Annotated in this window: 24 protein-coding genes; 23 read left to right on the top strand and 1 reads right to left on the bottom strand. The window is 67.2% G+C overall.

Annotation, left to right across the window (positions count from 1 at the left end; genetic code table 11):
• Window positions 1-343: 343 nt before the first annotated feature.
• The 20 genes from mnmG (at window position 344) to BEI_RS18620 (ending at window position 21,574) form a co-directional block, all read left to right on the top strand.
• Window positions 344-2,239: a tRNA uridine-5-carboxymethylaminomethyl(34) synthesis enzyme MnmG gene (gene mnmG, locus BEI_RS18715; RefSeq protein ID WP_097790920.1), complete on the top strand. Its 1,896-nt coding sequence runs from the start codon at window positions 344-346 to the stop codon at window positions 2,237-2,239.
• Window positions 2,236-2,892, top strand: a complete 657-nt coding sequence (rsmG, locus tag BEI_RS18710) for a 16S rRNA (guanine(527)-N(7))-methyltransferase RsmG (protein ID WP_097790919.1) — start codon at window positions 2,236-2,238, stop codon at window positions 2,890-2,892. Before mnmG ends, rsmG begins: the two co-directional genes overlap by 4 nt.
• A 56-nt stretch (window positions 2,893-2,948) precedes the next feature.
• A complete protein-coding gene (locus BEI_RS18705) occupies window positions 2,949-3,719 on the top strand; it encodes a ParA family protein (protein ID WP_097790918.1) in 771 nt (256 codons plus the stop codon).
• Window positions 3,720-3,759: 40 nt separating this feature from the next.
• Window positions 3,760-4,683 (top strand): ParB/RepB/Spo0J family partition protein, encoded by a 924-nt coding sequence (locus BEI_RS18700; protein WP_097790917.1) that lies wholly within the window; start codon window positions 3,760-3,762, stop codon window positions 4,681-4,683.
• A gap of 214 nt (window positions 4,684-4,897) precedes the next feature.
• Complete coding sequence (locus BEI_RS18695; protein WP_097790916.1) at window positions 4,898-5,284, top strand: F0F1 ATP synthase subunit I; 387 nt, start codon at window positions 4,898-4,900, stop codon at window positions 5,282-5,284.
• 14 nt (window positions 5,285-5,298) lie between these two features.
• The gene (gene atpB, locus BEI_RS18690; protein WP_097790915.1) at window positions 5,299-6,162 is read left to right on the top strand and encodes a F0F1 ATP synthase subunit A; all 864 of its coding nucleotides are present in this window, start codon (window positions 5,299-5,301) and stop codon (window positions 6,160-6,162) included.
• Window positions 6,163-6,229: 67 nt separating this feature from the next.
• A complete protein-coding gene (atpE, locus tag BEI_RS18685) occupies window positions 6,230-6,478 on the top strand; it encodes a F0F1 ATP synthase subunit C (protein WP_097790914.1) in 249 nt (82 codons plus the stop codon).
• A gap of 64 nt (window positions 6,479-6,542) precedes the next feature.
• Entirely contained in the window at window positions 6,543-7,013 is a 471-nt protein-coding gene (locus BEI_RS18680) for a F0F1 ATP synthase subunit B (protein ID WP_097790913.1), read from the top strand.
• Between the two features lie 11 nt (window positions 7,014-7,024).
• A complete protein-coding gene (locus BEI_RS18675; protein ID WP_097790912.1) occupies window positions 7,025-7,564 on the top strand; it encodes a F0F1 ATP synthase subunit delta in 540 nt (179 codons plus the stop codon).
• Between the two features lie 16 nt (window positions 7,565-7,580).
• Window positions 7,581-9,125, top strand: a complete 1,545-nt coding sequence (atpA, locus tag BEI_RS18670; protein ID WP_097790911.1) for a F0F1 ATP synthase subunit alpha — start codon at window positions 7,581-7,583, stop codon at window positions 9,123-9,125.
• 74 nt (window positions 9,126-9,199) lie between these two features.
• The gene (atpG, locus tag BEI_RS18665; protein ID WP_097790910.1) at window positions 9,200-10,081 is read left to right on the top strand and encodes a F0F1 ATP synthase subunit gamma; all 882 of its coding nucleotides are present in this window, start codon (window positions 9,200-9,202) and stop codon (window positions 10,079-10,081) included.
• A gap of 66 nt (window positions 10,082-10,147) precedes the next feature.
• Window positions 10,148-11,524 (top strand): F0F1 ATP synthase subunit beta, encoded by a 1,377-nt coding sequence (atpD, locus tag BEI_RS18660; RefSeq protein ID WP_097790909.1) that lies wholly within the window; start codon window positions 10,148-10,150, stop codon window positions 11,522-11,524.
• A 24-nt stretch (window positions 11,525-11,548) separates the two neighbouring features.
• A complete protein-coding gene (locus BEI_RS18655) occupies window positions 11,549-11,977 on the top strand; it encodes a F0F1 ATP synthase subunit epsilon (protein WP_097790908.1) in 429 nt (142 codons plus the stop codon).
• Window positions 11,978-12,070: 93 nt separating this feature from the next.
• Window positions 12,071-13,438 (top strand): magnesium transporter, encoded by a 1,368-nt coding sequence (gene mgtE / locus BEI_RS18650; RefSeq protein WP_097790907.1) that lies wholly within the window; start codon window positions 12,071-12,073, stop codon window positions 13,436-13,438.
• Window positions 13,439-13,520: 82 nt separating this feature from the next.
• A complete protein-coding gene (locus tag BEI_RS18645) occupies window positions 13,521-14,318 on the top strand; it encodes an undecaprenyl-diphosphate phosphatase (RefSeq protein ID WP_097790906.1) in 798 nt (265 codons plus the stop codon).
• A gap of 311 nt (window positions 14,319-14,629) precedes the next feature.
• Window positions 14,630-15,760 (top strand): FAD:protein FMN transferase, encoded by a 1,131-nt coding sequence (locus BEI_RS18640; RefSeq protein ID WP_097790905.1) that lies wholly within the window; start codon window positions 14,630-14,632, stop codon window positions 15,758-15,760.
• Window positions 15,761-15,795: 35 nt separating this feature from the next.
• A complete protein-coding gene (glmU, locus tag BEI_RS18635) occupies window positions 15,796-17,163 on the top strand; it encodes a bifunctional UDP-N-acetylglucosamine diphosphorylase/glucosamine-1-phosphate N-acetyltransferase GlmU (RefSeq protein WP_097790904.1) in 1,368 nt (455 codons plus the stop codon).
• Between the two features lie 10 nt (window positions 17,164-17,173).
• Window positions 17,174-19,006, top strand: a complete 1,833-nt coding sequence (glmS, locus tag BEI_RS18630; RefSeq protein WP_097790903.1) for a glutamine--fructose-6-phosphate transaminase (isomerizing) — start codon at window positions 17,174-17,176, stop codon at window positions 19,004-19,006.
• A 68-nt stretch (window positions 19,007-19,074) separates the two neighbouring features.
• On the top strand, window positions 19,075-19,905 hold the full coding sequence (locus BEI_RS18625) for a DUF72 domain-containing protein (RefSeq protein ID WP_097790902.1): 831 nt from the start codon (window positions 19,075-19,077) through the stop codon (window positions 19,903-19,905).
• 322 nt (window positions 19,906-20,227) lie between these two features.
• Window positions 20,228-21,574 (top strand): sodium-dependent transporter, encoded by a 1,347-nt coding sequence (locus BEI_RS18620; RefSeq protein ID WP_097790901.1) that lies wholly within the window; start codon window positions 20,228-20,230, stop codon window positions 21,572-21,574.
• A gap of 60 nt (window positions 21,575-21,634) precedes the next feature.
• Here the strand turns inward: BEI_RS18620 and BEI_RS18615 are convergent, their stop codons facing one another.
• On the bottom strand, window positions 21,635-21,844 hold the full coding sequence (locus BEI_RS18615) for a PA3496 family putative envelope integrity protein (protein WP_097790900.1): 210 nt from the start codon (window positions 21,842-21,844) through the stop codon (window positions 21,635-21,637).
• A gap of 194 nt (window positions 21,845-22,038) precedes the next feature.
• Between BEI_RS18615 and hexR the strand changes: the two genes are divergently transcribed.
• The 3 genes from hexR (at window position 22,039) to BEI_RS18600 (ending at window position 26,504) form a co-directional block, all read left to right on the top strand.
• Window positions 22,039-22,893 (top strand): transcriptional regulator HexR, encoded by an 855-nt coding sequence (gene hexR, locus BEI_RS18610; protein WP_097791158.1) that lies wholly within the window; start codon window positions 22,039-22,041, stop codon window positions 22,891-22,893.
• A 175-nt stretch (window positions 22,894-23,068) separates the two neighbouring features.
• Window positions 23,069-25,273: a DNA helicase II gene (gene uvrD / locus BEI_RS18605; RefSeq protein ID WP_097790899.1), complete on the top strand. Its 2,205-nt coding sequence runs from the start codon at window positions 23,069-23,071 to the stop codon at window positions 25,271-25,273.
• 142 nt (window positions 25,274-25,415) lie between these two features.
• On the top strand, window positions 25,416-26,504 hold the full coding sequence (locus BEI_RS18600; protein WP_097790898.1) for a TRAP transporter substrate-binding protein: 1,089 nt from the start codon (window positions 25,416-25,418) through the stop codon (window positions 26,502-26,504).
• Window positions 26,505-26,513: the final 9 nt, after the last annotated feature.

The raw sequence follows: 26,513 nt of genomic DNA, 5'->3' as shown, positions 1-26,513 counted from the left end.
TTCCGCGAGCCTGTGGGCAACCCGGGCCATCATCCACAGGCCCCGAACACGACGTCCGCAGGACGCCCGCCGCTTATCCTCGCAAAGGTCAACACTACAAGCTGTTGATAAGAAAAGGAAAGATCCATTTTTCCACAAAAAGTATCCACACCAGTAGTTACTACCACAACAGAACTTCTCTTTATCTATCTGATTATTTGATTAGGGAAGAAGGTCCCGAAGGCAGGCCCGCGAGGAGGGGTGTGGAAAACCCTGACGATTACCCACAAGGGCGTTATACTGGCTGGCTGATTTCTCCCCTGACCCGCAACACTCGGCGCGACGGCGCCGAACGAGGTGAATCTTGGAGTACCCCGATCGCTTCGACGTCATCGTCATCGGTGGCGGCCATGCCGGCACCGAGGCCGCCCTTGCCGCGGCCCGCATGGGTTCCCGCACCCTGCTGCTGACTCACAACATCGAGACCCTCGGCCAGATGTCCTGCAATCCCGCCATCGGCGGGATCGGCAAGAGTCACCTGGTCAAGGAAATCGATGCCCTGGGCGGCGCCATGGGACTGGCCACCGACCTGGGTGGCATCCAGTTCCGGGTGCTCAACGCCCGCAAGGGGCCCGCCGTACGGGCGACCCGAGCCCAGGCCGACCGCGTCCGCTACAAGGCAGCGATTCGCGGGATGCTGGAGAACCAGCCCAATCTGACGCTCTTCCAGCAGGCGGCCGGTGACCTGATCGTCGACGGGGATACCGTGAGAGGCGTCGTCACCGAGAGTGGCGTGCGCTTCCTCGGCGAGACGGTGGTGTTGTGCACAGGCACTTTCCTCGGCGGGGTTATCCACATCGGGTTGGACAACAGTCGCGGCGGACGCGCCGGCGACCCGCCTTCCAACGCCCTGGCCCAACGCCTGCGGGCCCTGCCGTTCCGCGTGGATCGCCTCAAGACCGGTACCCCGCCCCGGCTCGACGCCAAGAGCGTGGACTTCTCGGTGCTCGAGACCCAGCCCGGGGACTCACCGACGCCGGTGATGTCCTACCTCGGCGACCGCGACATGCACCCCCGGCAGGTCAGCTGTCACATCGCCCATACCAACGAGCGGACTCACGAGATCATCCACGCCAACCTGGATCGCTCGCCGATGTTCTCCGGGGTGATCGAGGGAGTCGGGCCGCGCTATTGCCCCTCGATCGAGGACAAGGTCCACCGCTTCGCCGACAAGGCGAGCCACCAGGTCTTCGTCGAGCCCGAGGGCCTGGATACCCACGAGCTGTATCCCAACGGCATCTCCACCTCGCTGCCCTTCGACGTCCAGCTGCAGGTGGTGCGCTCGATTCGTGGCCTGGAGAACGCCCACATCACCCGGCCGGGCTATGCCATCGAGTACGATTTCTTCGATCCCCGCGACCTCAGGCACTCGCTGGAGACGAAATTCATCCACAACCTGTTCTTCGCCGGCCAGATCAACGGCACGACCGGCTACGAGGAGGCCGGTGCCCAGGGCCTGCTCGCCGGGCTGAATGCGGCTCGGCGTGCCCAGGGACTCGACGCCTGGTGGCCGCGTCGCGACGAGGCCTACCTCGGCGTGCTGGTGGATGACCTGATTACCCTGGGGACCAGGGAGCCCTATCGGATGTTCACCTCCCGCGCGGAATATCGGCTGCTGCTGCGCGAGGACAATGCCGACCTGCGCCTGACCGAGGCGGGGCGGGCACTCGGCCTGGTGGACGAGCGCCGCTGGCGCGTCTTCAGCGAGAAGCGCGAGGCCATCGAGGCGGAGAGTGCCCGACTCAAGGCCAGCTGGGTCCAGCCGGGCAGCGACGCCGCGGCTCGAATCGAGGCCAAGACCGGCGGTTCCCTGGGCCGGGAGTACAACCTCATGGACCTGCTCAAGCGCCCGGAGCTCGGCTACGACGACGTGGCCGGGCTGGTCGGCGAGCCGGTGAGCGACGAGCGGGTCGCCGAGCAGGTGCAGATCCAGGCCAAGTACCAGGGCTACATCGATCGCCAGCAGGCCGAGATCGACAAGCTCAAGCGCCACGAGGCCACCCGGTTGCCCGAGGATCTCGACTACGCCCGGGTCGAGGGGCTGTCCAACGAGATCCGCCAGAAGCTCGCCGAGGCTCGCCCGGAGACCCTGGCCCAGGCGTCCCGGATCTCCGGGGTGACCCCGGCGGCGGTCTCGATCCTGCTGATCCATCTCAAGAAGCGTCGCCTGCTCGACGAGACCCGAGTGGCCAACGGATGACCGCAAACGACACGACCCTCGGGGCCCGGCTGGACCGGGGCCTGGACGAACTCGGCCTGGAGGTGGCCCCCTCGCGCCGCGATCGGTTGCTGGCCCTGGTGGGGCTGTTGCACAAGTGGAACCGCGCCTATAACCTCACCGCGGTACGCGATCCTCAGGAAATGGTCGCTCGGCACCTGCTCGACAGCGCCGCCGTGCACCCCTTCGTCCGCGGCCCGAGGCTGCTGGACGTGGGCGCGGGCCCCGGGTTGCCGGGGCTGGTCCTGGCGATCCTCGACCCGACGCTCGAGGTCACCCTGCTGGACAGCAACGGCAAGAAGGTGCGCTTCCAGCGTCAGGCGGTCATGGAGCTGGGCTTGCCCAACGTCACCCCGGTCCAGGCCCGGGTGGAGGCCTTCGACGCCCCTGCGGGCGGCTTCGATCAGGTGATCTCCCGTGCCTTCGCCAGCCTCGGGGATTTCGTCACCCTGAGCGCCTCGCTGCCGGCCGAAGACGGCCAGTGGCTGGCCATGAAGGGGCCGGCCGTGGAAGATGAGCTCGGCGGCCTGCCCGAGAAGGTCGCGGTGGTGGCCAGCCATGAGCTGCGGGTTCCCTTCGAGGCCGGCCACCGCCGCCTGGTGATCCTCGAGCGTGGCGGATCCGTGCCCGCCTGAGGCGGCCCGCCGTCGAGCCGCGAGTGCACTCAGTCTCCCAACGCAAGGAAGTCGCCGTGACCAAGATCATCGCCTTGACCAACCAGAAGGGGGGCGTGGGCAAGACCACCACCGCCGTGAACCTGGCCGCCAGCCTGGCCGCCCTGGACCGTCGCGTGCTGCTGGTCGACCTGGATCCCCAGGGCCACGCCACCATGGGCAGCGGTGTCGACAAGCACGAGCTCGATGGTAGCGTCCTGGACGTGGTGCTCGGCGAGCGCCGACCGTCCGAGGTGATCCTCGACTGTCCCGAGGCGGGCTATGCCCTGCTGCCGGGCAACGGCGACCTGACCGCCGCGGAGGTGGAACTGCTGGATCGTGACGAGGATCGCGAGCGCAGCCTGGCCAAGGCCCTGGAAGAGCTCGACGGCGAGTACGACGCGGTGCTGATCGACTGCCCGCCCTCGCTGAACATGCTTACCGTCAACGGCCTGACCGCCGCCCACGGCGTGCTGATCCCGCTGCAGTGCGAGTTCTATGCCCTGGAGGGCCTGTCGGCGCTGCTCGACACCGTCGAGCAGATCAAGGACAGCGTGAACCCGCGACTGGATATCCTCGGCATCCTGCGCACCATGTACGACTCGCGCAACAGCCTGACCCGCGACGTCAGCAAGCAGCTGCGCGACTACTTCGGCGACGCCCTGCTCAAGACCACCATCCCGCGCAACGTGCGGGTGGCCGAGGCGCCGAGCCACGGCCTGCCCGTGACCAAGTACGCCCGCTTCTCGCGGGGCAGCCAGGCCCATCGGGTGCTGGCCAAGGAACTGATCCGACGCCTGTCGTTGTAGTCCACGCCGCCCCGGCGTGACCAGTAGTGAGGGAAAGTCGATGACGCGCAAACAACGCGCCCTGGGACGTGGCCTGGATGCTCTGATCGGTGCCGGGGCCCGCCGCCGCGAAAGCCTGGACCTGCCCGAGGCCGGCGGCGAGCCGGAGGCCGCCGAGGTCAACGGCGCCACCCCCGAGCTCCGCCCCGACGAGCGCCTCGAGCGCCTGCCCCTCGGCCAGCTGAGCCGCGGGAAGTACCAGCCGCGCCGCGACATCCAGCCCGAGGCCCTGGAGGAACTGGCCGACTCGATCCGCGCCCAGGGGGTCATGCAGCCCATCGTGGTGCGTCCCATCGGCGAGCGGCGCTACGAGATCATCGCCGGCGAGCGCCGCTGGCGGGCGGCCCAGCTCGCCGAGCTGGACGTCATCCCGGCGGTGATCCGCGAGGTCTCCGACGAGGTGGCCCTGGCCCTGGCCCTGATCGAGAATATCCAGCGCGAGAACCTCAATCCCATCGAGGAGGCCATGGCGCTCAAGCGCCTGCTCGACGAGTTCGAGCTCACCCAGCAGCAGGCCGCCGACGCGGTGGGCCGCTCCCGCGCCCAGGTGGCCAACCTGCTGCGCCTGCTGGCCCTGGATCCGGAGGTCCAGACCCTGCTGGAGCGCGGGGACCTGGACATGGGGCACGCCCGGGCCCTGCTGGCGCTGTCCGGCGCCAAGCAGCGCCAGGCCGCCCATGAGGTGGTCAACAAGGACCTCACCGTCCGGGCCACCGAGGCCCTGGTCAAGCGACTCGCCCAGGGAGAGCCGAAGGCGGCGGACAAGCCGGCGACCAGTCCCGACGTGGCGCGCCTGGAGTCCCGCCTGGGCGAGCTGCTGGGCGCGCCGGTGAAGATCCAGCACGGTCGCGGGGGCAAGGGGCGGGTGACCATCCGCTACTCGAGCCTCGACGAGCTGGACGGCATCCTCGCGCATATCCGCTGAGGGGCGTTTCAATTAGCAAGCTAAGAGGGTTCCGCGAAGATTTCTCGACTTTTAGTCGTAAGCTGGCGCGATATCGTGCGACATCGCCCCGAGATCGGTTGAAGCCGTCGAGGGGCTTCCCTATAATCGCGCCGGACCCGCCGTTGGCATCCTGAGCGGCGCGGTCCAGGAGGCGAACGGGACGCCAGTCGTCGGCAGCATTCACGGAGACCCCATGGCAGCCAGGATCAAGCGTCCCAGTGTCCGGCGACTGCTGCTGGCGCAAAGCGCGGCAGTCTGTCTGGTCACCGCCTTCGGTGCCTGGTCGGGTGGCTACCCCGACGCCCTCTCGGCCCTGCTGGGAGGCCTGGTAGCCTTCCTGCCCAACGCCTATTTTGCCTGGCGAGTCTTCCGCTATCAGGGAGCTCGGTATTCCAGGAAGATCGTCAACAGCTTCTATCGCGCGGAGGCTGGGAAGTTCGGTTTGACGGCGGCTCTGTTCACGCTGGTGTTCGTCACAGTGCCCCCCTCAAACCCCGCTTTCTTCTTTGGCGCTTACGTGGTGACGCTGTTCGTCCACTGGCTGGGGCCCTGGCTGCTGCGGCGACCGTCACACACCTGAAATCGAGGCAGATCATGGCAGGCAACAACCCGACTCCCACGGAGTACATCCAGCACCATCTGCAGAACCTGACCTTCGGCAACCATCCGGAGCACGGCTGGACCATCGCCCACTCGGCCGAGGAGGCCTCCGAGATGGGCTTCTGGGCCATTCACCTCGACACCCTGGGCTGGTCCATCGGGCTGGGGCTGCTGTTCGTGCTGCTGTTCCGCAAGGTGGCCGTCAAGGCGACCACCGGCGTGCCCGGCGGGCTGCAGAACTTCGTCGAGCTCATGGTCGAGTTCGTCGACAACTCCGTGAAGGACACCTTCCACGGCAAGAGCCAGCTGATCGCGCCGTTGTCGCTGACCATCTTCTGCTGGGTCTTCCTGATGAACCTCATGGACCTGGTCCCGGTCGACTTCCTCCCGATGCTGGCCCAGAAGGTCGGCGCCATGTTCGGCGCGGATCCGGCTCACGTCTACTTCAAGGTGGTGCCGACCACCGACGTCAACGCCACCCTGGGCATGGCGCTGTCGGTGTTCGCCCTGATCATCTTCTACACCATCCGCGAGAAGGGCTTCTCCGGCTTCATCGGCGAACTGACCCTGCACCCGTTCAGCTCCCCCAACAAGCTGGTCCAGGGTCTGTTCGTGCCGGTCAACTTCCTGCTCGAGGCGGTGACCCTGCTGGCCAAGCCGATCTCGCTCGCCCTGCGTCTGTTCGGCAACCTCTATGCCGGCGAGCTGATCTTCATCCTGATCGCCATGATCGGGCTCTGGCAGCTGCCGCTGCACTTCACCTGGGCGGTGTTCCACATCCTGGTCATCACCCTGCAGGCCTTCATCTTCATGATGCTGACCATCGTCTATCTGAGCATGGCGGTGGAGAAGCACTGACGCTTCACCCTTAACCTCAACCACTCAACCCTTAACCACTAACCTCGAAACTAACTGGAGAACCACCATGGAAGCACAAGTTCTGGGTCTGACCGCCGTCGCCGTGTCCCTGCTGATCGGTCTGGGCGCCCTGGGTACCGCCATCGGCTTCGGCCTGCTGGGCGGCAAGTTCCTGGAAGGCGCCGCGCGTCAGCCGGAAATGATCCCGATGCTGCAGGTCAAGATGTTCATCGTCGCCGGCCTGCTGGACGCCGTGACCATGATCGGTGTGGGTATCGCGCTGTTCTTCACCTTCGCTAACCCGTTTGTCGGTTAACTCGTCGCGGTCGCAAGACCCGTCGAGCCCCTAACCCCAAACACGTGACGCGAGAGGTGCTGGCGTGAACCTGAACCTTACCCTGATCGGCCAGGCTATCGCCTTTGCGTTCTTCGTCTGGTTCTGCATGAGGTTTGTATGGCCGCCGGTCATGCAGGCCCTGCGGGATCGTCAGAAGAAGATCGCCGATGGCCTGGACGCTGCCAGCCGTGCTTCACGCGATCTCGAACTGGCCGAACAGCAGGCCAACGAGACGCTGCGTGAGAGCAAGGAGCAGGCGGCCGAAATCCTGGAGCAGGCCCACAAGCGGTCCAACCAGATGATCGACGAGGCACGTGAGCAGGCTCGCCAGGAAGGCGAGCGCATGATCACCCAGGCCAAGTCCGAGATTGAGCAGGAAATGAACCGCGCGAAGGATGAGCTGCGCGAGCAGGTCTCGCGGCTCGCCGTGGTGGCTGCGGAGCGGATCCTGGAGTCCTCCATCGACGAGAAGCGGCACGCAGAGCTCGTTGACAAACTCGCCGAAGAGCTTTGAGGAGGTGACCCATGGCGGAACTGTCTACCGTCGCTCGCCCCTACGCCAAGGCGGCCTTCGAACGCGCAGTGGAAAGCCAGGCGCTCGATGACTGGTCCGGCATGCTCACCACCGTGGCGCGTGTCGTCGAGAACGACGACATGCGCCGTCGAGTGCTGGGCAACCCGCGGCTGTCCAGCGCGCAGCGGGCGGACACCCTGATCGAGATCTGCGGCGATGCCGTCAACGACGACGTCCGCAACTTCGTGCGCCTCGTCGGCGAGAAGGGCCGCCTGCTGGCCCTGCCGGCCATCGCCGAGCAGTTCGAGCTGCTCAAGGCCCAGCAGGAGAAGCGCATGGACGTCGATATCGTCTCCGCCTTCCCGCTGGACGACGCGCAGCAGGAAAAGCTCGCGAGTGCGCTGGCCAAGCGTCTGAACCGCGAAATCTCCATTACCACTCAGGTGGATGCAAGCCTCCTGGGGGGCGTGATCCTGCGCGCCGGCGACACCGTCATCGACGGGTCGGTGCGTGGTCGACTGAACCGCCTCCACGAGGCCCTTTCCGCCTGAGTCTGAGGGACATGGCATGCAGCAACTGAATCCTTCCGAGATCAGCGACATCATCAAGCAGCGCATCGAGAAGCTGGATGTCGCATCCGAAGCCCGCAACCAGGGCACCGTCGTCAGCGTGTCTGACGGTATCGTGCAGATCCACGGTCTCGCCGACGCGATGTTCGGCGAAATGATCGAGTTCCCCGGCGGCATCTACGGCATGACGCTGAACCTCGAGCGCGACAACGTCGGCGCCGTGGTGCTGGGCGACTACCTGCAGCTCGAAGAGGGCATGACCGCCCAGTGCACCGGCCGCATCCTCGAGGTGCCGGTGGGTCCCGAGCTGCGCGGCCGCGTGGTCGACGCCCTGGGCAACCCGATCGACGGCAAGGGCGACATCAACGCCAAGCTGACCGACGCGGTGGAGAAGGTCGCCCCCGGCGTCATCACCCGTCAGTCCGTCGACCAGCCGATCCAGACCGGCTTCAAGTCCATCGACTCCATGGTGCCGATCGGCCGTGGCCAGCGCGAGCTGATCATCGGCGACCGCCAGATCGGTAAGTCCGCGATCGCCATCGACGCGATCATCAACCAGAAGGGCACCGGCGTCACCTGCGTCTACGTGGCCATCGGCCAGAAGCAGTCGACCATTGCCAACGTGGTGCGCAAGCTCGAGGAGCATGGCGCCATGGAACACACCATCGTGGTCGCCGCCGGCGCCGCCGATCCGGCCCCGATGCAGTTCCTCGCCGCCTACTCCGGCTGCACCATGGGCGAATACTTCCGCGACCGCGGTGAAGATGCCCTGATCGTCTACGACGATCTCTCCAAGCAGGCCGTGGCCTATCGTCAGGTCTCCCTGCTGCTGCGCCGTCCGCCGGGGCGCGAAGCCTTCCCGGGCGACGTCTTCTACCTCCACTCCCGCCTGCTCGAGCGCGCCGCCCGGGTGAACGCCGACTACGTCGAGAAGTTCACCGACGGCGAGGTCAAGGGCAAGACCGGCTCGCTGACCGCGCTGCCGATCATCGAGACCCAGGGCGGCGACGTCTCGGCCTTCGTTCCGACCAACGTGATCTCCATCACCGACGGTCAGATCTTCCTCGAGACCGACCTGTTCAACTCGGGCATCCGTCCGGCCATCAACGCCGGCCTCTCGGTGTCCCGTGTCGGCGGCTCGGCTCAGACCAAGATCATCAAGAAGCTCGGCGGCAGCGTGCGCCTGGCCCTGGCCCAGTACCGCGAGCTGGCGGCCTTCGCCCAGTTCGCCTCCGACCTGGACGAGGCCACCCGCAAGCAGCTGGAGCACGGTCAGCGCGTCACCGAGCTGATGAAGCAGAACCAGTACTCACCGATGTCCGTGGCCGAGATGGCGATCTCGCTGTTCGCCGCCAACGAGGGCTACCTCGAGGACGTCGACGTCAAGAAGGTGCTGGACTTCGAGCGTGCCCTGCAGGACTTCATGAAGTCCGAGTACGCCGAGCTGCTCGACAAGATCAACCAGACCGGCGACTACAACGACGAGATCAAGGACGGCCTGAAGGCGGGTCTCGACAAGTTCAAGGCCACTCAGAGCTGGTAACCCCGCCGGCCCGCCTCCTTCTCCGGGGGCGGGCCCTGGAGCTTTCTGAGGGCCACGAACAAAGGTAGATCGCTATGGCAGCTGCAAAAGAGATACGCACCCAGATCGGGAGCATCAAGAACACGCAGAAGATCACCAGTGCCATGGAGATGGTCGCTGCGTCGAAGATGCGCAAGGCGCAGGACCGGATGAAGGCCAGCCAGCCCTACGCCAAGCAGATCCGCAAGGTCGTGGGCCACATCGCCGATGCCAACCCGGAGTACAAGCATCCGTGGATGGAGGAGCGCGAGGTCAAGCGGGTCGGCTACATCGTCGTCTCCAGTGACCGCGGTCTGTGCGGTGGCCTGAACGTCAACATGTTCAAGGCCGTCGTCAAGGAGGCCCAGGCCTGGCGCGACAACGGCGCCGAGCTGGACTTCTGTGCCCTGGGCAGCAAGGCCACCGGCTTCTTCCGCAAGTACGGCGGCAGCCTGGTCGCGGCCAAGAGCGGCCTGGGCGAGGCCCCCGAGGCCGACGACCTGATCGGCAGCGTGAAGGTGATGCTGGATGCCTACGACGAGGGCAAGCTGGACCGCCTGTACGTGGTGTTCAACGAGTTCGTGAACACCATGACCCAGAAGCCGGTGGTCCGCCAGCTGCTGCCCCTGTCTCCCGAGATGGGCGCCGAGGCGCAGAACGAAGAAGACAAGCGTCCCCAGAGCTGGGACTACCTGTATGAGCCGGATGCCAAGGAGCTGTTGGATAGCCTGCTCGTGCGTTTCGTCGAGGCGCAGGTCTATCAGGCGGTGGTCGAGAACGTGGCCTGCGAGCAGGCCGCGCGGATGATCGCCATGAAGAGCGCCACCGACAATGCCGGCAATCTGATCGACGACCTGGAGCTGGTGTACAACAAGGCCCGTCAGGCGGCCATCACCCAGGAAATCTCCGAGATCGTCGGTGGCGCCGCCGCCGTATAACGCCGAGGAAGGGAGCGCCCCTTCCGGCAACCGGGTTTCATTTGCAGGTATTTGAGAGGAACCAAGATGAGCGGACGTATCGTACAAATCATCGGCGCGGTGATTGACGTAGAGTTTCCGCGGGACGACGTGCCCAAGGTCTACGACGCGCTGAAGGTCTCCGCCCAGGAGACCGTTCTCGAGGTCCAGCAGCAGCTGGGCGACGGCGTGGTGCGGACCATCGCCATGGGCTCCACCGAGGGGCTGAAGCGTGGCATGGACGTCACCAACACCGGCGACGCCATCTCCGTGCCGGTCGGCAAGGAGACCCTGGGTCGCATCATGAACGTCCTCGGCGAGCCGATCGACGAGGCCGGCGAGATCGGCGAAGAAGAGCGCATGCCGATCCACCGCAAGGCACCGGGCTACGCCGACCAGGCGGCCACCAGCGAGCTGCTGGAGACCGGCATCAAGGTCATCGACCTGGTGTGCCCCTTCGCCAAGGGCGGCAAGGTCGGCCTGTTCGGCGGTGCCGGCGTCGGCAAGACCGTGAACATGATGGAGCTGATCCGCAACATCGCCACCGAGCACAGCGGCTACTCCGTGTTCGCGGGGGTCGGCGAGCGGACCCGTGAGGGCAACGACTTCTACCACGAGATGCAGGAGTCCAACGTCCTCGACAAGGTGTCCCTGGTCTACGGCCAGATGAACGAGCCGCCCGGGAACCGTCTGCGCGTGGCCCTGACCGGCCTGACCATCGCCGAGAAGTTCCGCGATGAAGGCCGCGACGTCCTGCTGTTCGTCGACAACATCTATCGTTACACCCTGGCCGGCACCGAGGTGTCCGCGCTGCTGGGCCGCATGCCCTCCGCGGTGGGCTACCAGCCGACCCTGGCCGAGGAGATGGGTGTCCTGCAGGAGCGCATCACCTCCACCAAGACCGGCTCCATCACCTCCGTGCAGGCGGTATACGTGCCCGCGGACGACCTGACCGACCCGTCCCCGGCCACCACCTTCTCGCACCTGGACGCCACCGTGGTACTGGCGCGCTCCATCGCCGAGCTGGGTATCTACCCGGCCATCGACCCCCTGGATTCCACCTCCCGTCAGCTGGATCCGCTGGTCATCGGCGACGAGCACTACAACGTCGCCCGCGGCGTGCAGGGCGTGCTGCAGCGCTACAAGGAGCTCAAGGACATCATCGCCATCCTGGGCATGGACGAGCTGTCCGACGAGGACAAGCAGACCGTGGCCCGGGCGCGTAAGATCCAGCGCTTCCTGTCGCAGCCGTTCTTCGTCGCCGAGGTGTTCACCGGTTCCCCCGGCAAGTACGTGTCGCTGAAGGAAACCATTCGTGGCTTCCAGGGCATTCTCAACGGCGAGTACGACGAGCTGCCGGAGCAGGCCTTCTACATGGTCGGCACCATCGACGAGGCCGTCGAGAAAGCCAACCAGATGAAGTAATCCCTCCACCTGGGAGACGTCATCATGACGAAAACCTTCAAGTGCGAGATCGTCAGCGCCGAGGCGTCGATCTTCTCCGGCGATGCCGAGCAGGTCGTGGCGGCCGGTCGCATGGGGGATCTCGGGGTGCTGGCCGGCCATACGCCGCTGCTCACCGAGTTGGCCCCCGGTCCGGTGCGCATCGTCCGGGGTGGAGGTGAAGAGGATCACTTCTATGTCTCGGGCGGCTTCCTCGAGGTCCAGCCCGAGGTGGTCACCGTGCTCGCCGACACCGCCGTGCGCGCCGACGACCTGGACGAGGCCGCCGCCGAGGAGGCTCGCCAGCAGGCGCTCAAGGCCATGCAGGACAAGTCCGCGGAGATGGACTACACCCGCGCCACGGCCGAGCTGGCCGAGGCCATGGCCCAGCTGCGGACCATCCAGCAGCTGCGCCGCAAGGTGGGCCGGAGCTGACGCCCGCGTCCATCGCGTGTGACGATCGCGCCCCCCGGCCTCGTGTCGGGGGGCGCTTTCGTTTCCGGTGTCGGCATCGGGAGGACGAGGTTCATGCCACTGAATGACGCCCTGAAGCGCCACAAGACCGAACTGCTCGACGCCCTGAAGGCGGACGACCGAGCATGCCTGGAAAGCCGGCTCCCGGAGCTGCGATCGGCGGACATCGCGGAGATTCTCCAGGACCTGCTGGAGGACGAGGACCTGCTGCGCGGTCGCGCCCTGCTGGAGCGGCTGCCCCTGGAGCGGCGCGCCAGCGTGCTCGGCCACCTCCATGGCGAGGAGCAGCTCGCCATCACCGAGGCCCTGGGCGACGACGCCCTGCTGGCGGTGCTCGAGGAGATGGGGGCCGACGAGCGCACCGACTTCTACAAGCTGCTCGACGATGACCGCCGCGAGGCGCTGCTGCGGCGCATGGCCCGGCAGGAGCGCGAGGAGCTCAAGCGCCTGGCCAGCTACGAGGAGGGCACCGCCGGGGCCCTGATGACCTCGGACTACGTGGCGATACCCGCCGGGATGACGGTGTCCCGGGCGCTGATGCGGGTCCGCCAGACCGCGCCGGACGCCGAGACCGTCTATCAGCTCTACGTCGTCGATACCGAGGGCCGGCTGGCCGGCACCCTCTCGCTGCGTCAGTTGATGGTGGCGCGCCCCGGGGCCCGGGTCGACGACCTGATGATCCATGACGTCATCCATACGAGCGTGGACACGCCCCAGGAGGAGGTCGCCCGGGTGGTGGCCCGCTACGACCTGCTGGCGCTGCCGGTGATCGACGAGGCCCGTCGGCTGGTGGGCATCGTCACCCACGACGATGCCCTGGACGTGATGGAGTCCGAGGCCACCGAGGATATCCACAAGGGGATGTCCATCGGGGCCCTGGAGGACGGGGTTGGCCGGGTGCCCCTGTGGAGCCTCTATCGCAAGCGAGTCACCTGGCTGGTGCTGCTGGTGTTCGGCAATCTCTTCTCCGGCGCGGGCCTGGCCCATTTCGAGGACACCATCGCCGCCCAGGTGGCGCTGGTGTTCTTCCTGCCGCTGCTGATCGGCAGCGGCGGCAATGCCGGCGCCCAGGCCGCCACCCTGATGGTGCGCGGCATGGCCACCGGCGACGTCGGGGTGCGCGACTGGGGCAAGCTGCTGGGTCGGGAATTGCTGGTGGCCGGCTCGCTGGGGCTGACCATGGCGCTGGCCGTGGCGCCCATCGGGGTCATCCGCGCCGGCGAGGCGGTGGCCATGGTGGTGGCGCTGAGCATGATCGCCATCGTCCTCTTCGGCAGCCTGCTGGGTATGTGCCTGCCCTTCGTGCTCGATCGCCTGGGCTGGGACCCGGCCACCGCCTCGGCGCCGCTGGTGACCACCCTGATCGATGCCTCCGGGGTACTGATCTACCTGAGCATCGCCACCCTGATCCTCGCTGGCTGAGGCGGCGGACAGGCGGGCCCGGAACCTGTATCCTCTCCCATCGGCCGTCATCGCCGCCCCGACCGCTCGACCGAGACGCTCCATGGATTGGTTACAGATCGTCCTACTCTCCATCGTCCAGGGATTGACCGAGTTCCTGCCGATCTCCAGCTCCGCCCATCTGATCCTGGTGCCGGTGCTGACCGACTGGCCCGACCAGGGCCTGGCCTTCGATGTGGCCCTGCACCTGGGCAGCCTGATCGCGGTGGTGCTCTACTTCCGTCGGGAGCTCGCCGCCATGACGGCCAGTTGGGGCCGTAGCGTCGCGGGCCGGGGCACCGACGAGGATGCCCGCCTGGCCTGGTGGGTGATCCTCGCGACCATCCCGGTGGGCCTGGTGGGGCTGGCCTTCAAGGATGCCATCGAGGTGGTGATGCGCTCGCCGCTGGTGCTGGCCGGCGGCCTGATCGGCTTCGGCCTGCTGCTGGGCTATGCCGACTGGCGGCATCGCGGCACCCGCAGCGAATACCGGATGCACTGGCGGGATGCCCTGGGCATCGGCCTGGCTCAGGCCCTGGCGCTGATTCCCGGAACCTCCCGCTCCGGGATCACCATGACGGCGGCGCTGTTGCTGGGGCTCTCCCGGGAAGCCTCGGCGCGCTTCTCCTTCCTGCTGTCGATCCCGGTGATCGTGCTGGCTGGGGGGCTGGAGACCCTGGAGCTGCTGGAGGCATCGACCCCGGTGGCCTGGGCCGACCTGGCGATGGGCACCCTGCTGTCGGGAATCAGCGCCTACCTGTGTATCCATTTCTTCCTGGTGTTCATCCGGCGGATCGGCATGCAGCCCTTCGTGGTCTATCGGCTGATCCTGGGAGTTGCCCTGATCTGGCTATTCGGCTGAGGAAGCACTGATTTATTGCTGCGCTCGACGACCCACAAGGATGTGGGAAGTGCGTTGGTTCGTCGGGAACGAACCTAGCGATCCTGGCCGTCGGCGGTGCCGAGGTGTCGGACCATCGGAATCCTCATGTAGCAGGCTACATTCCGGTTGACTCGGAACCTTCGGTTCCTCTCCCCTTCGGGGCCATCCTCCGGATTTTTGTCGCTTCGCTCGGTTCTGCGCTCCGGCGACAACCAAACTAGGCGTTCCCGCCTCTCGTCGCTCGCGACATAAATCAGCGCATCCTTCGGTCTTTTGTTGTTGGAGCCCTTATGTCACTCCTTAACTATCGCCTTGCCTTCCTGACGCTGCTGCTGGTCGTCCTGCTGGCCGGCTGTTCGGAGCGCACGCTGGAGACGCCGGTCACCCTCGAGGGCGACATCTTCGGCACCTATTACCAGGTGACCCTGGCCGAGCCGATCACCGCCGAGCGACGCGATGCGCTCGAGGACGGCATCCTCGCCGAACTGGAGGCCGTCGATGCCGCCATGTCGACCTATCGCGACGACGCCGAACTGGTGGCCTTCAACCGGGCCCCGGTCGGGGAGTGGCAGACCCTGTCCAAGCCGCTGATCGAGGTGCTGGCCATCGCCCGGTCGGTCGCCGAGGCCAGCGACGGGGCCTTCGACGTCACCGTGGGGGGGCTGGTCAACCTGTGGAGCTTCGGCCCCGAGGCGCGCCCGCGGGAAGTGCCCGAGGAGGCGCTGATCGAGGCGCGGCTCGCCGAGGTGGGCATGGAGACCCTGGAACTGGAGGTGGACGAGCGGCGGGCGCGGCGGCTGCGCGATGTCTTCGTCGACCTGTCCGGCGTGGCCAAGGGCCATGCCACCGACCGGGTGGCGGCCTATCTGGCGCAGCAGGGGCTGGAGGACTACCTGGTCAATATCGGCGGCGAGCTCAAGGTCGCGGGGTTCCGCGACGGCGAGGCCGAGCCCTGGCGCATCGGCGTCGAGGTGCCTCAGGACGGCCGGCCCCAGGCCCGGCACGTGCTGCCCCTGGAGGATGCCTCGGTGGCCACCTCCGGCGACTATCGCAACTACTTCGAGGCGGACGGTCGCCGCTACTCCCATACCATCGATCCGCGCACCGGGCGCCCCATCCGCCATCGCCTGGCCTCGGTGACCGTGGTCCATCCCTCCAACGCCCGTGCCGACGCCTGGGCCACGGCCATGTCGGTGCTCGGCGAGGACGAGGGCATGGCCGTGGCACGCCAGCAGGGCCTCGCCATCCTGATGCTGGTGCGTGAGGGCGATGACTGGGTGAGCCTGGCCAGTCCGGCCTTCGCCGAGCGTTTCGGGCGCGAGACGCTGCAGGCCATGGGCGTCGAGGTGGTCGACGGGGCACGGCTTGTCGACCGGGCAGGCGGGGACATGGATGCCGACACCCCGAACGCACTAGAATGAGCCGAATTCCCCCGATAGATGGACAAGGAGTCACGATGAGCCTCGACGTGGTGATACTGGCGGCCGGGCAGGGCACCCGGATGCGTTCGACGCGGCCCAAGGTGCTGCACCGGCTGGCCGGCAAGCCCATGGTTCGCCACGTGATCGATACCGCCGCCGGACTGGAGGCCGAGCGAACCCACGTGGTGGTGGGACACGGCGCCGAGCAGGTCCGCGAGGCGCTGGCCGACTGCCGGGTGCGCTTCGCCCTCCAGGCGGAGCAGAAGGGCACCGGTCATGCCGTGGCCCAGACCCTGGATGCCCTGGGCGAGGGCAAGGTGCTGGTCCTCTACGGCGACGTGCCCCTGATCCGTCGCGAGACCCTGCGAGACCTGCTCGACCGGGTCGACGAGCGGCACCTGGGCCTGCTTACCGTGACCCTGGAGGACCCTACCGGCTATGGCCGCATCCTCCGCGACGAGGCCGGCGAAGCGGTGGCCATCGTCGAGCACAAGGATGCCTCCGAGGCCGAACGCGCCGTGCGCGAATGCAACACCGGCATCATGGCCATGACCGCCCGCCAGCTGCGTCGCTGGCTGCCGCGTCTCTCCGCCGACAACGCCCAGGGCGAGTACTACCTGACCGACGTCATCGCCATGGCCGCCGCCGAGGGCGTGAGGATCGCCACCGCCCAGCCGACCCGGCCGCTGGAGGTCGAGGGCGTCAACAACCGGGCTCAGATGGCCCGCCTGGAGCGCGCCCACCAGCGCGATATCGCCGAGGCGCTGATGGCCAAGGGCGTGGCCCTGCTGGATCCCGAGCGCCTCGATGTGCGCGGCACCCTGACCTGCGGCCACGACGTGGAGATCGACGTGGGCTGTGTCTTCGAAGGCGACGTCGAGCTGGGCGAAGGGGTGCGCATCGGTCCCCATTGCGTGATTCGCGACAGCCACATCGGCGCCGAGACGGTGATCGAGCCCCACAGCGTGATCGAGGGAGCCGTGGTCGCCGGCCACAACCGCATCGGCCCCTTCGCCCGGCTGCGGCCCGGTTCCCGCCTGGCGGTGGGCGCCAAGGTGGGCAACTTCGTCGAGACCAAGAACGCCGAGGTGGGCGAGGGCAGCAAGATCAACCACCTGAGCTACGTGGGCGACGCCCGCCTGGGGCGCGACGTCAACGTGGGGGCCGGCACCATCACCTGCAACTACGATGGGGCCAACAAGCATCGCACCGAGATCGGCGACGGCGCCTTCATCGGCTCCAACACCGCCCTGGTGGCGCCGATCAGCGTGGGCAAGGGCGCCACCGTGGGCGCGGGGTCCACCCTGACCCGGGACGTGGCGGACAATGCCCTGGCGGTGAGCCGGGCCCGCCTGATCAGCAAGGAAGACTGGCAGCGACCCGTCAAGAAGAACGACCTCTAAGGAGCAAGCTATGTGTGGCATCGTCGGCGCCGTCGCCCAACGCAACGTCCAGGGCATCCTCCTCGAGGGGCTCAAGCGGCTGGAATACCGCGGCTACGACTCCGCGGGGCTCGCCGTCCTCGGCCGGGATGGCCGCCTCTCGCGCCGCCGCGCCCTGGGCAAGGTGGCGGCCCTGGAGGCCAGGCTCGCCGAGTTTCCCCTGGCCGGGCACAGCGGCATCGCCCATACCCGCTGGGCCACCCATGGCCGGCCCAGCGAGGAGAACGCCCACCCCCACCAGTCCGGCGACCGCCTGGCGGTGGTGCACAACGGCATCATCGAGAATCACGAGATCCTGCGGGGCGAGCTCGAGGCCGCGGGTTACGGCTTCGCCTCCGAGACCGATACCGAGGTGATCGCCCACCTGATCGAGCGGGAGGCCCGGGAGGGTGACCTGCTGCAAGCGGTCCGGCGAGTGCTGGCGCGCCTCGACGGCGCCTATGCCCTGGGGGTGATCCACGCCGACGAGCCGGACGTGGTGATCGGGGCCCGCAAGGGCAGCCCCCTGGTGGTGGGGGTGGGCATCGAGGAGGCCTTCCTGGCCTCCGACCCGCTGGCGCTGTTGCAGGTCACCGATCGCTTCATCTACCTGGAGGAAGGCGACGTGGTGCGGCTTTCCCCCGGCGGGCGAGTCGAGGTGTTGGATGCCGCCGGGACGGCGGTGGAGCGCCCGGTGCAGACCTTCGAGCACGGTGACGGGGCCGCCAGCAAGGGCGACTACCGTCACTTCATGCTCAAGGAGATCCACGAGCAACCGGCGGTCATCGCCGCGGCCCTGGAAGGGCGGCTGGGCGAGCGCAGCGTGCTGGTCGAGAGCTTCGGACCCGACGCCGAGGCGTTGTTCGCCCGGGTCAAGCAGATCCACCTGGTGGCCTGCGGCACCAGCTATCATGCCGGCATGGTGGCCCGCTACTGGCTGGAGCGCTACGCCGGCGTCCCCGTCCAGGTGGAGGTGGCCTCGGAGTATCGCTACCGTCGGGTGGTGGTCCCCGAGGACACCCTCTTCGTCACCCTTTCCCAGTCGGGGGAGACCGCCGACACCCTGGCGGCGCTGCGTTTCGCCAAGGAACTCGGCTACCTGGGGAGCCTGGCGATCTGCAACGTGCCGGGCAGTTCGCTGGTGCGCGAGTCCGACCTGACGCTGATGACCCAGGCTGGGCCGGAGATCGGCGTGGCCTCCACCAAGGCGTTCACTACCCAGCTGGTCGCCCTGACGCTGCTGACCCTGGCGCTCGGCCGCGTCCGCGGCCAGGACGCCGACGAGCAGGCCACCCTGGTCGAGGCCTTGCGTCGCCTCCCCGGGCAGGTGGCCAGGGTGCTGGCGCTGGACCCGGCTATCGAGGCGCTTTCCGCCGCCTTCGCCGAGAAGTACCACGCCCTCTTCCTGGGCCGTGGCGCCCACTTCCCGGTGGCCCTGGAGGGGGCCCTCAAGCTCAAGGAGATCTCCTACATCCACGCCGAGGCCTATCCGGCCGGGGAGCTCAAGCATGGCCCCCTGGCGCTGGTGGACGGCGAGATGCCGGTGATCGCGGTGGCGCCGAACGACGAGCTGCTCGAGAAGCTCAAGTCCAACCTCCAGGAGGTCAGGGCCCGGGGCGGCGAACTCTTCGTCTTCGCCGACGAGCAGGTCGCCCTGGCGGATGGCGAGGGGGTCCGGGTACTGCGCCTGCCCCATGTCGAGGACGCCCTGGCGCCCATCCTCTACACGGTGCCGCTCCAGCTGCTGGCCTACCATGTTGCCGTCCTCAAGGGCACCGACGTGGATCAGCCCCGTAACCTGGCCAAGTCCGTGACCGTGGAGTGAGGCCCGTCCCTGCGTCCGGCGATGCATCGTCGGGAGGCCCCCCGCCGCGCCTGTACCTGGGGCTGCCCATGTGGGCCAACCCCGACTGGCGCGGCGGCCTCTATCCGCCCCACGGCGGCCAGGCGGGGCAGCTGGGCGACTATGCCCGGGTCTTCTCCGCGGTGGAAGGCAACACCACCTTCTACAGCGGCGCCCCCCGGCCCGAGACGGTGGCGGCCTGGGCGCGCCAGGCACCGCCGGGCTTTCGTTTCTGCTTCAAGCTCCCCGCCTCGCTCACCCACGACAGGCGTCTGGCCGGCATCGAGGCCGATCTCGAGGCCTTCCTGGCGGCCCTCGAGCCGCTGGAGGATCGGCTGGGGCCACTGATGGTCCAGTTGCCCCGGGACTTCGGGGCCGAGGCCCTGCCTCGTCTCGAGGCGCTGCTGACCCGCTGGCCTCGGGGTCTGCCCTGCGCCGTGGAAGTGCGTCACAGCGATTTTTTCCACAAGGGTGAGGTCGAGAGAGGGCTCAACAGGTTGTTGATAACTCATGGCGCGAACCGGGTCCTGCTCGATGTCCGCCCGCTGTACTCCACGCCTGCCGGCGACCATGCGGGCATGCGGCAGGCCCAGGCCGAGAAGCCGAAACGCCCGCTACACGTGATTTCCACGGGAGATTTTCCGGTCATCCGCTTCATCGGCCATGTTGACGAGGCGACCAATCTCGGCTATTTCCGGCCCTGGATCGAGCGTCTCGCTCTGTGGATAAAACAGGGGAAAACCCCTTTCCTCTTTGTGCATACGGCGGATAACCGCCGTGCTCCCGAGTTGGCGCGTCGGCTCTATGGCGCGGTCGCCGAGCGCGCCGGCCTCCCCGGCTTGCCCCCTTTCCCCGGCGAGCGGCAGGTGTCGTTGTTCTGATCGCTGTCATGGCCGGGCCAAGGTTTTCGCGCCATGGCTGGCCACCAAGCGTATGATCGGATATTTTTACGGCTCGATCGTCACTTGCCATGGAATATTGTGGAAATCTGCGCCTATCCCGCGTGATTCCCGTCATATTCCCCCAGAGGTTCCCGCCGCCAGGCGGCGGGAGCGTTGCCTCGGCAGCGATCCTGCTTGGCATGCGTTATGCCCTTGAATGCGGTTTCCCGCGATCCGGGACGCCGCGGACGTGGCGACTACAACCACAACCCCGTCATCGCATCCGATCGATCGGTGGCGACACGTATCTTCAGGGTGAAATATGTCCATCAAGCAACACCAACACGCGCACTGGTCCTCACGGCTGGCCTTCATCCTCGCGGCGACGGGCTCCGCGGTCGGCCTGGGCAATATCTGGAAGTTTCCCTACATGGTGGGCGAGAGCGGGGGCGCGGCCTTCGTGCTGGTCTACCTGTTGTGCATCGCGCTGATCGGCCTGCCGATCCTGGTGGCGGAATGGCTCATCGGCCGCCGCGGCCAGAACAACCCCGCCAACGCCATGGCCGACCTGGCCAAGGCGGCGGGCAAGCCCAAGGCCTGGATGCTGGTCGGCGTCAGCGGCATCCTCGGCGCCTTCCTGATCCTGTCCTTCTACAGCGTCATCGGCGGCTGGTCGCTGTATTACACTCTGAACTCGGTCACCGGCGCCTTCAGCGGGCAGGATGCCGACGGCATCGGTGAGCTGTTCAACGCCATGCTGGCGAGTCCCGGCCTGCTGCTGGCCGGTCACTCGGTGTTCATGCTGCTGGTCATCGGGATCGTGGCCCGCGGCGTCACCAAGGGCCTCGAGGGCGCCGTGCGCACCCTGATGCCGGCGCTGGGTATCCTGATGGTGGTGCTGGTCGGCTACGGGATGACTACCGGCCACTTCGGCGAGGCCCTGGCCTACCTGTTCAACCCGAACTGGAGCGCCCTGTCCGGCGAGACCGTGCTGGCGGCCCTGGGCCATGCCTTCTTCACCCTGTCCCTGGGCATGGGCATCATGATGGCCTATGGCTCCTACCTGGGCGAGGAGGTCAACCTGCTCAAGACCGCCCGCACCGTGGTGATCATGGACACCGTGATCGCCCTGGGCGCCGGCCTGGCGATCTTCCCGATCGTCTTCGCCAACGGTCTCGACCTGGCGTCCGGCCCGGGGCTGATCTTCGTGACCCTGCCGCTGGCCTTCGGCAACATGGGGGCGGGCATCGTCCTGGGGCTGATGTTCTTCCTGCTGCTGACCTTCGCCGCCCTGACCTCGGCCATCTCGCTGCTGGAGCCGGTGGTGGAGTTCGTCGAGGAGCGCACCCCGCTGTCTCGGGTGGCGTCCACCCTGGTGGCGGGGATCGCCGCCTGGGCGCTGGGCATCGCGGCGCTGCTGTCGTTCAACCTGTGGAGCGACCCGGTGCTGTTCGGCCTGAACGTCTTCGACCTGCTGGACAAGCTGACCAGCAAGTTCATGCTGCCGCTGACCGGTCTGGGGGTGATCCTGTTCACCGCCTGGCAGCTGGATCGCCATGCGGTGGCCAAGGAGCTGGGTCTCTCCGGCGCCGGCGAGACCCTCTGGCACGCCGTGACCCGCTTCATCGCGCCCATCGGCGTGGCCGTGGTGTTCATCTCCAGCCTGTAAGCCAGGCCGGCCACCTTGCCCTTGCGAGCCCCGCCCCGTGCGGGGCTCGTCGCGTCTGGCCTAGTGCATCTCGTCGTCGTCGTCCTCCGGCAGGTCGGCGATGTCCTGGCTGAGGCGCTTGAATTCCTCGTGAAGCTCGATGCCGCGGCGGGCGCGCAGGTTGCGCTGCGCCGCGGTACGGGTGCGTTGTTCGTGTTCGGCGACTTCCATGCTCATGAAGATGTCGAGAAGTTCGCTCTTGACGGAGGTTAACCGTTCGACATTGCGCATGATCGACTCTCCTGTCTGCAGTGAAGGTGCCGGCATCGATGACGCTGCGCGACACTGCAATTCTTACTATACCCCACTTGACAGAATGATGAATATCGGGGCGCCAACGCCTCGGCGGGCCCGGAGTGCCCATACCGTCCGCGTTTGGGGCATACTGTTCAGGAAGAATCCCGATGTTCCACAAGGAGTGCCCCGTGAGCCTTGGCCTGTTCGATGAAATGAGACGCCGCATGGAGCACTTCCGCCGCTCCGAGCAGAAGGTGGCGCGTTTCGTGCTGCGCAATCCAGAGGAAGTTATCCACATGCGCATCGTCGACCTGGCCACCGAGGCCAAGGTCAGCGAGCCCACGGTGGTGCGCTTCTGCCGGGCCCTGGGCTGCAACGGCTTCCAGGACTTCAAGCTCAAGCTGGCACAGATGCTGGCCACCGGCAGCCAGTTCGCCCAGTTCTCGATGAACGACAGCGACTCGGTGGCGGAATTCTCCCAGAGCATCTTCGATTCCACGGTCGGCACCCTGCTGTCGGTCCGCGACCGCCTGGACAACGAAGCGTTGAGCCGGGCCATCAACGCCCTGGCCATGGCCAATCGCGTGGAGTTCTACGGGTTCGGCGCCTCGGGGGCGGTGGCCTTCGATGCCCAGCACAAGTTCTTCCGCCTGCAGATCTCCACCGCGGCCTATGCCGATCCCCACATGCAGAACATGTCCGCGGTGACCCTCAAGGAGGGCGACGTGGTGGTGGCGATCTCCCAGACCGGCCGCACCCGTGCCCTGGTGGCCAGCGTGCGCCTGGCGCGGGAGGCCGGCGCCACGGTGATCGGCCTGTGTCCCAGCGGTTCGCCGCTGGCGGAGGAGGTGACCCTGCCGCTGTACATCGACGTCCACGAGGACACCGAGATCTACACCCCGATGAGCTCGCGGATCGCCCATCTGGTGCTCATCGACGTGCTGGCGGTGGGGGTGGCCAAGACCCGGGGGCCCAAGCTGGCCGAGCAGCTCAAGGCGGTGAAGAAGAGCCTCAATCCGCTGCGTTTCCCGGAGCCGGAGTAGCCCTGAGCCGGGCTTCGCCCGGAGCTGGAAGCCTTAAGCTTGAAGCTGGAAGAAAACCCTTGACCCAATAGGGCAGAGGAGCAGGTTGTTTTCCAGCTTCCAGCTCGCCCCGCGTCCGCGCGGGCGGATATGGTAAGCTGTTCGCCCATTTTCCGAGCAGCGATGCCTTCCCGCTATGGACGACGTCACGGCGATTCTCGACCACATGAATCCGGCCCAGCGCGAGGCCGTGAGCGCCCCTCAGGGCAACATGCTGGTGCTGGCCGGTGCCGGCTCGGGCAAGACCCGGGTGCTGGTGCATCGTATCGCCTGGCTGATGCAGGCCGAGGGCCTGTCGCCCTATGCGGTGCTGGCGGTGACCTTCACCAACAAGGCGGCCCGGGAGATGCGCACCCGCCTGGAGGCCCTGCTGGGCATCTCGCTGCGCCATGTCTGGGTCGGCACCTTCCATTCCATCGCCCATCGCCTGCTGCGTACCCACTGGCAGGACGCCCGTCTGCCCCAGCACTTCCAGATCATCGACAGCGATGATCAGCTCAGGCTGGTCAAGCGCTTGCTGAAGGATCACGGCGTCGACGACGAGCGCTTCCCGCCGCGCCAGGTGCAGTCCTTCATCTCGGGCTGCAAGGAGGAGGGCCTGCGGCCCCACCAGGTGGATGCCCACGGCGACGCCTACCTGAGCCAGATGGTCGACCTCTACGAGCGCTACCAGCTGACCTGCGAGCGCGGCGGCCTGGTGGACTTCGGCGAGCTGCTGCTGCGGAGCCTCGAGCTGCTGCGTGACAACCCGCCGCTGCTGGCCCATTACCAGGAGCGCTTCGGCCATGTGCTGGTCGACGAGTTCCAGGACACCAACACCCTGCAGTACGCCTGGTTGAAGCTGCTCACCGGCATGAAGACGCCGATGACCGTGGTCGGCGACGACGACCAGTCGATCTACGGCTGGCGCGGCGCTCGGGTCGAGAACATTCGCCGCTTCGAGCAGGAGTTCCCGTCCACCAGGACGGTGCGCCTGGAGCAGAACTATCGCTCCACCAGCGCCATCCTCGATGCCGCCAATGCCCTGATCCGCCACAACGCCGAGCGCATGGGCAAGGAGCTGTGGACCGCCGGCGACCGGGGCGAGCCGATCTCCGTCTACAGCGGCTTCAACGACCTGGACGAGGCGCGCTTCATCGTCGATACCATCCGCGAGAAGGTCGAGGAGGGCACCAACCGGCGCGAGATCGCCATCCTCTACCGGTCCAACGCCCAGTCCCGGGTCATCGAGGAGACCCTGATCCGCCAGGGGGTGCCCTATCGCATCTACGGCGGCCAGCGTTTCTACGAGCGCCTGGAGATCAAGAACGCCCTGGCCTACCTGCGACTGCTGCTCAACCGTGACGACGATGCCTCCCTGGAGCGGGTGATCAATGTCCCGGCCCGGGGCATCGGGACCCGCACCGTCGAGGTACTGCGCGAGCGGGCGCGGCATGCCGGGATCTCCCTCTGGCAGGCGCTGCACGACGCCCAGCTGGACGGCATGCTCAAGGGGCGGGCCGTCGGCTCGGTGAAGGCCTTCGCCGACCTGATCGAGCGCCTCGATGACGAGACCTCGGGGCTGGCGCTCCACGAGATCATCGACCATGTCATCGAGCGCTCCGGCCTGGTCGAGCACCATCGCAACGAGAAGGGCGAGAAGGGCCAGGCCCGGGTCGAGAACCTCGAGGAGCTGGTCACCGCGGCCAAGGCCTTCACCCAGGGCGAGGCCCTGGCGCCGGTGGAGGCCGGTGAGGGCATGGCCGCCCTGGAGGGCTTCCTCGCCGAGGCGGCGCTCAACGCCGGCGAGCACGAGGCCGACGAGTTCGAGGACAGCGTGCAGCTGATGACCCTCCACTCGGCCAAGGGCCTGGAGTTTCCCGTGGTCTTCGTCGCCGGCGTCGAGGAGGGACTCTTCCCCCACCGGATGTCCCTGGAAGAGCCGGGGCGTCTCGAGGAGGAGCGCCGGCTGTGCTACGTGGGCCTGACCCGGGCGATGAAGAAGCTGTATCTGACCCATGCGGAGCTGCGCCGCCTGCACGGCAAGGAGACCTTCCAGCGCCCGTCGCGCTTCCTGCGCGAATTGCCCGAGGAATTCCTCGAGGAGGTGCGGCTACGCGGCCAGGTATCGCGCCCGGTCACCGCCTCGCGCCCCGTTCCCGGCCTCCGCCAGGAAGGCGTCAACGGCGGCGACGAGCTGCCGTCGCTCAGCCTGGGCCAGCGGGTTCGCCATCCGGTGTTCGGCGAGGGCGTGATCCTCAATGCCGAGGGCGAAGGCGAGCGGGCGCGGGTCCAGGTCAGTTTCGAGGGCGAGGGCGACAAGTGGCTGGTGCTGGGCTTCGCCAAGCTGACCCCCTTGTGAGCGACGAATACCGCCGGGATTCCGGCGGGTTATGCCACCTTGGTGCGCTTGCCGGTCAAATCGTCCTTCCCGCATACTGCCTGACCGGACACCGGTGCCGACCGGCACCCTGCACAATAATCACCAAGGAGCCGCCCTCGTCATGGAGCGTCGCAACTTCCTCAAGACCCTGGGTGCCGGCACCGCCGGCGCCATCGCCGCCCCCTTCGTCAACACCGCCTCCGCCCAGGAGACCATCACCTGGAACATGGTGACGTCCTGGCCGAAGAACTTCCCGGCCCTGGGGACCGGGGCCAACGACTTCGCCGAGCGCATCGAGCGCATGTCCGGCGGGCGCATGCGCGTCCGGGTCCACGGCGCCGGCGAGCTGGTGCCGGCCCTGGAGGTGTTCGATGCGGTGGCCTCCGGGACCGCCGAGATGGGGCATTCCGCCTCCTACTACTGGCGGGGCAAGGTCGCCGCGGCCCAGTACTTCACCGCCGTGCCCTTCGGCATGACCACTACCGAGACCAACGCCTGGCTCTACTACGGCGGCGGTCAGGCGCTGTGGGACGAGCTCTATGCCGAGCACAACCTCAAGCCCTTCGCGGTGGGCAATACCGGTACCCAGATGGGCGGTTGGTTCAAGAAGGAGATCGGCTCGCTCGCGGACATGCAGGGACTCAAGCTGCGCCTTCCGGGCCTGGCCGGCGAGGCGATGAACGGGATCGGCGTGACCACCCTGACCATCCCGGGCAGCGAGATCTTCACCGCCATGCAGACGGGGGTGCTCGACGCCGCCGACTGGGTCGGGCCCTACAACGACCTGGCCTTCGGTCTGCACCAGGTCGCCGACTACTACTACACCTCGGCGTGGAACGAGCCCAGCGCCATCCTCGAGGGCACCGTGAACCTGGATGCCTGGAAGGCGCTGCCGGACGACCTCAAGGCGGTGGTGAGCGAGGCGGCCCGAGCCTCCAACCTGGCGATGATCAGCGAGTTCGCCTACCGCAACGCCGAGGCCCTGCAGACCCTGGTCGACGAGCACGGCGTGAAGCTGCGCTCCTTCCCGGACGACGTCATGAGCGCGCTGCACGAGTCCTCGCGGACCGTCCTCCAGAACCAGGCGGACAACGACGAGGCCTCGCGTCGCATCTACACGGCCTATCGGGACTTCCAGCAGAAGGTCCGCTCCTTCACCGACGTGGGGGAGTTCGCCTACCTCAAGGCCCGGGATCGCCTGAGGGGATGAGGCACGATC

Origin of the sequence: Halomonas beimenensis (assembly GCF_002549795.1) — a bacterium.
Lineage (GTDB): Bacteria > Pseudomonadota > Gammaproteobacteria > Pseudomonadales > Halomonadaceae > Halomonas > Halomonas beimenensis.
This window is presented reverse-complemented; position numbering and strand designations above follow the sequence as displayed.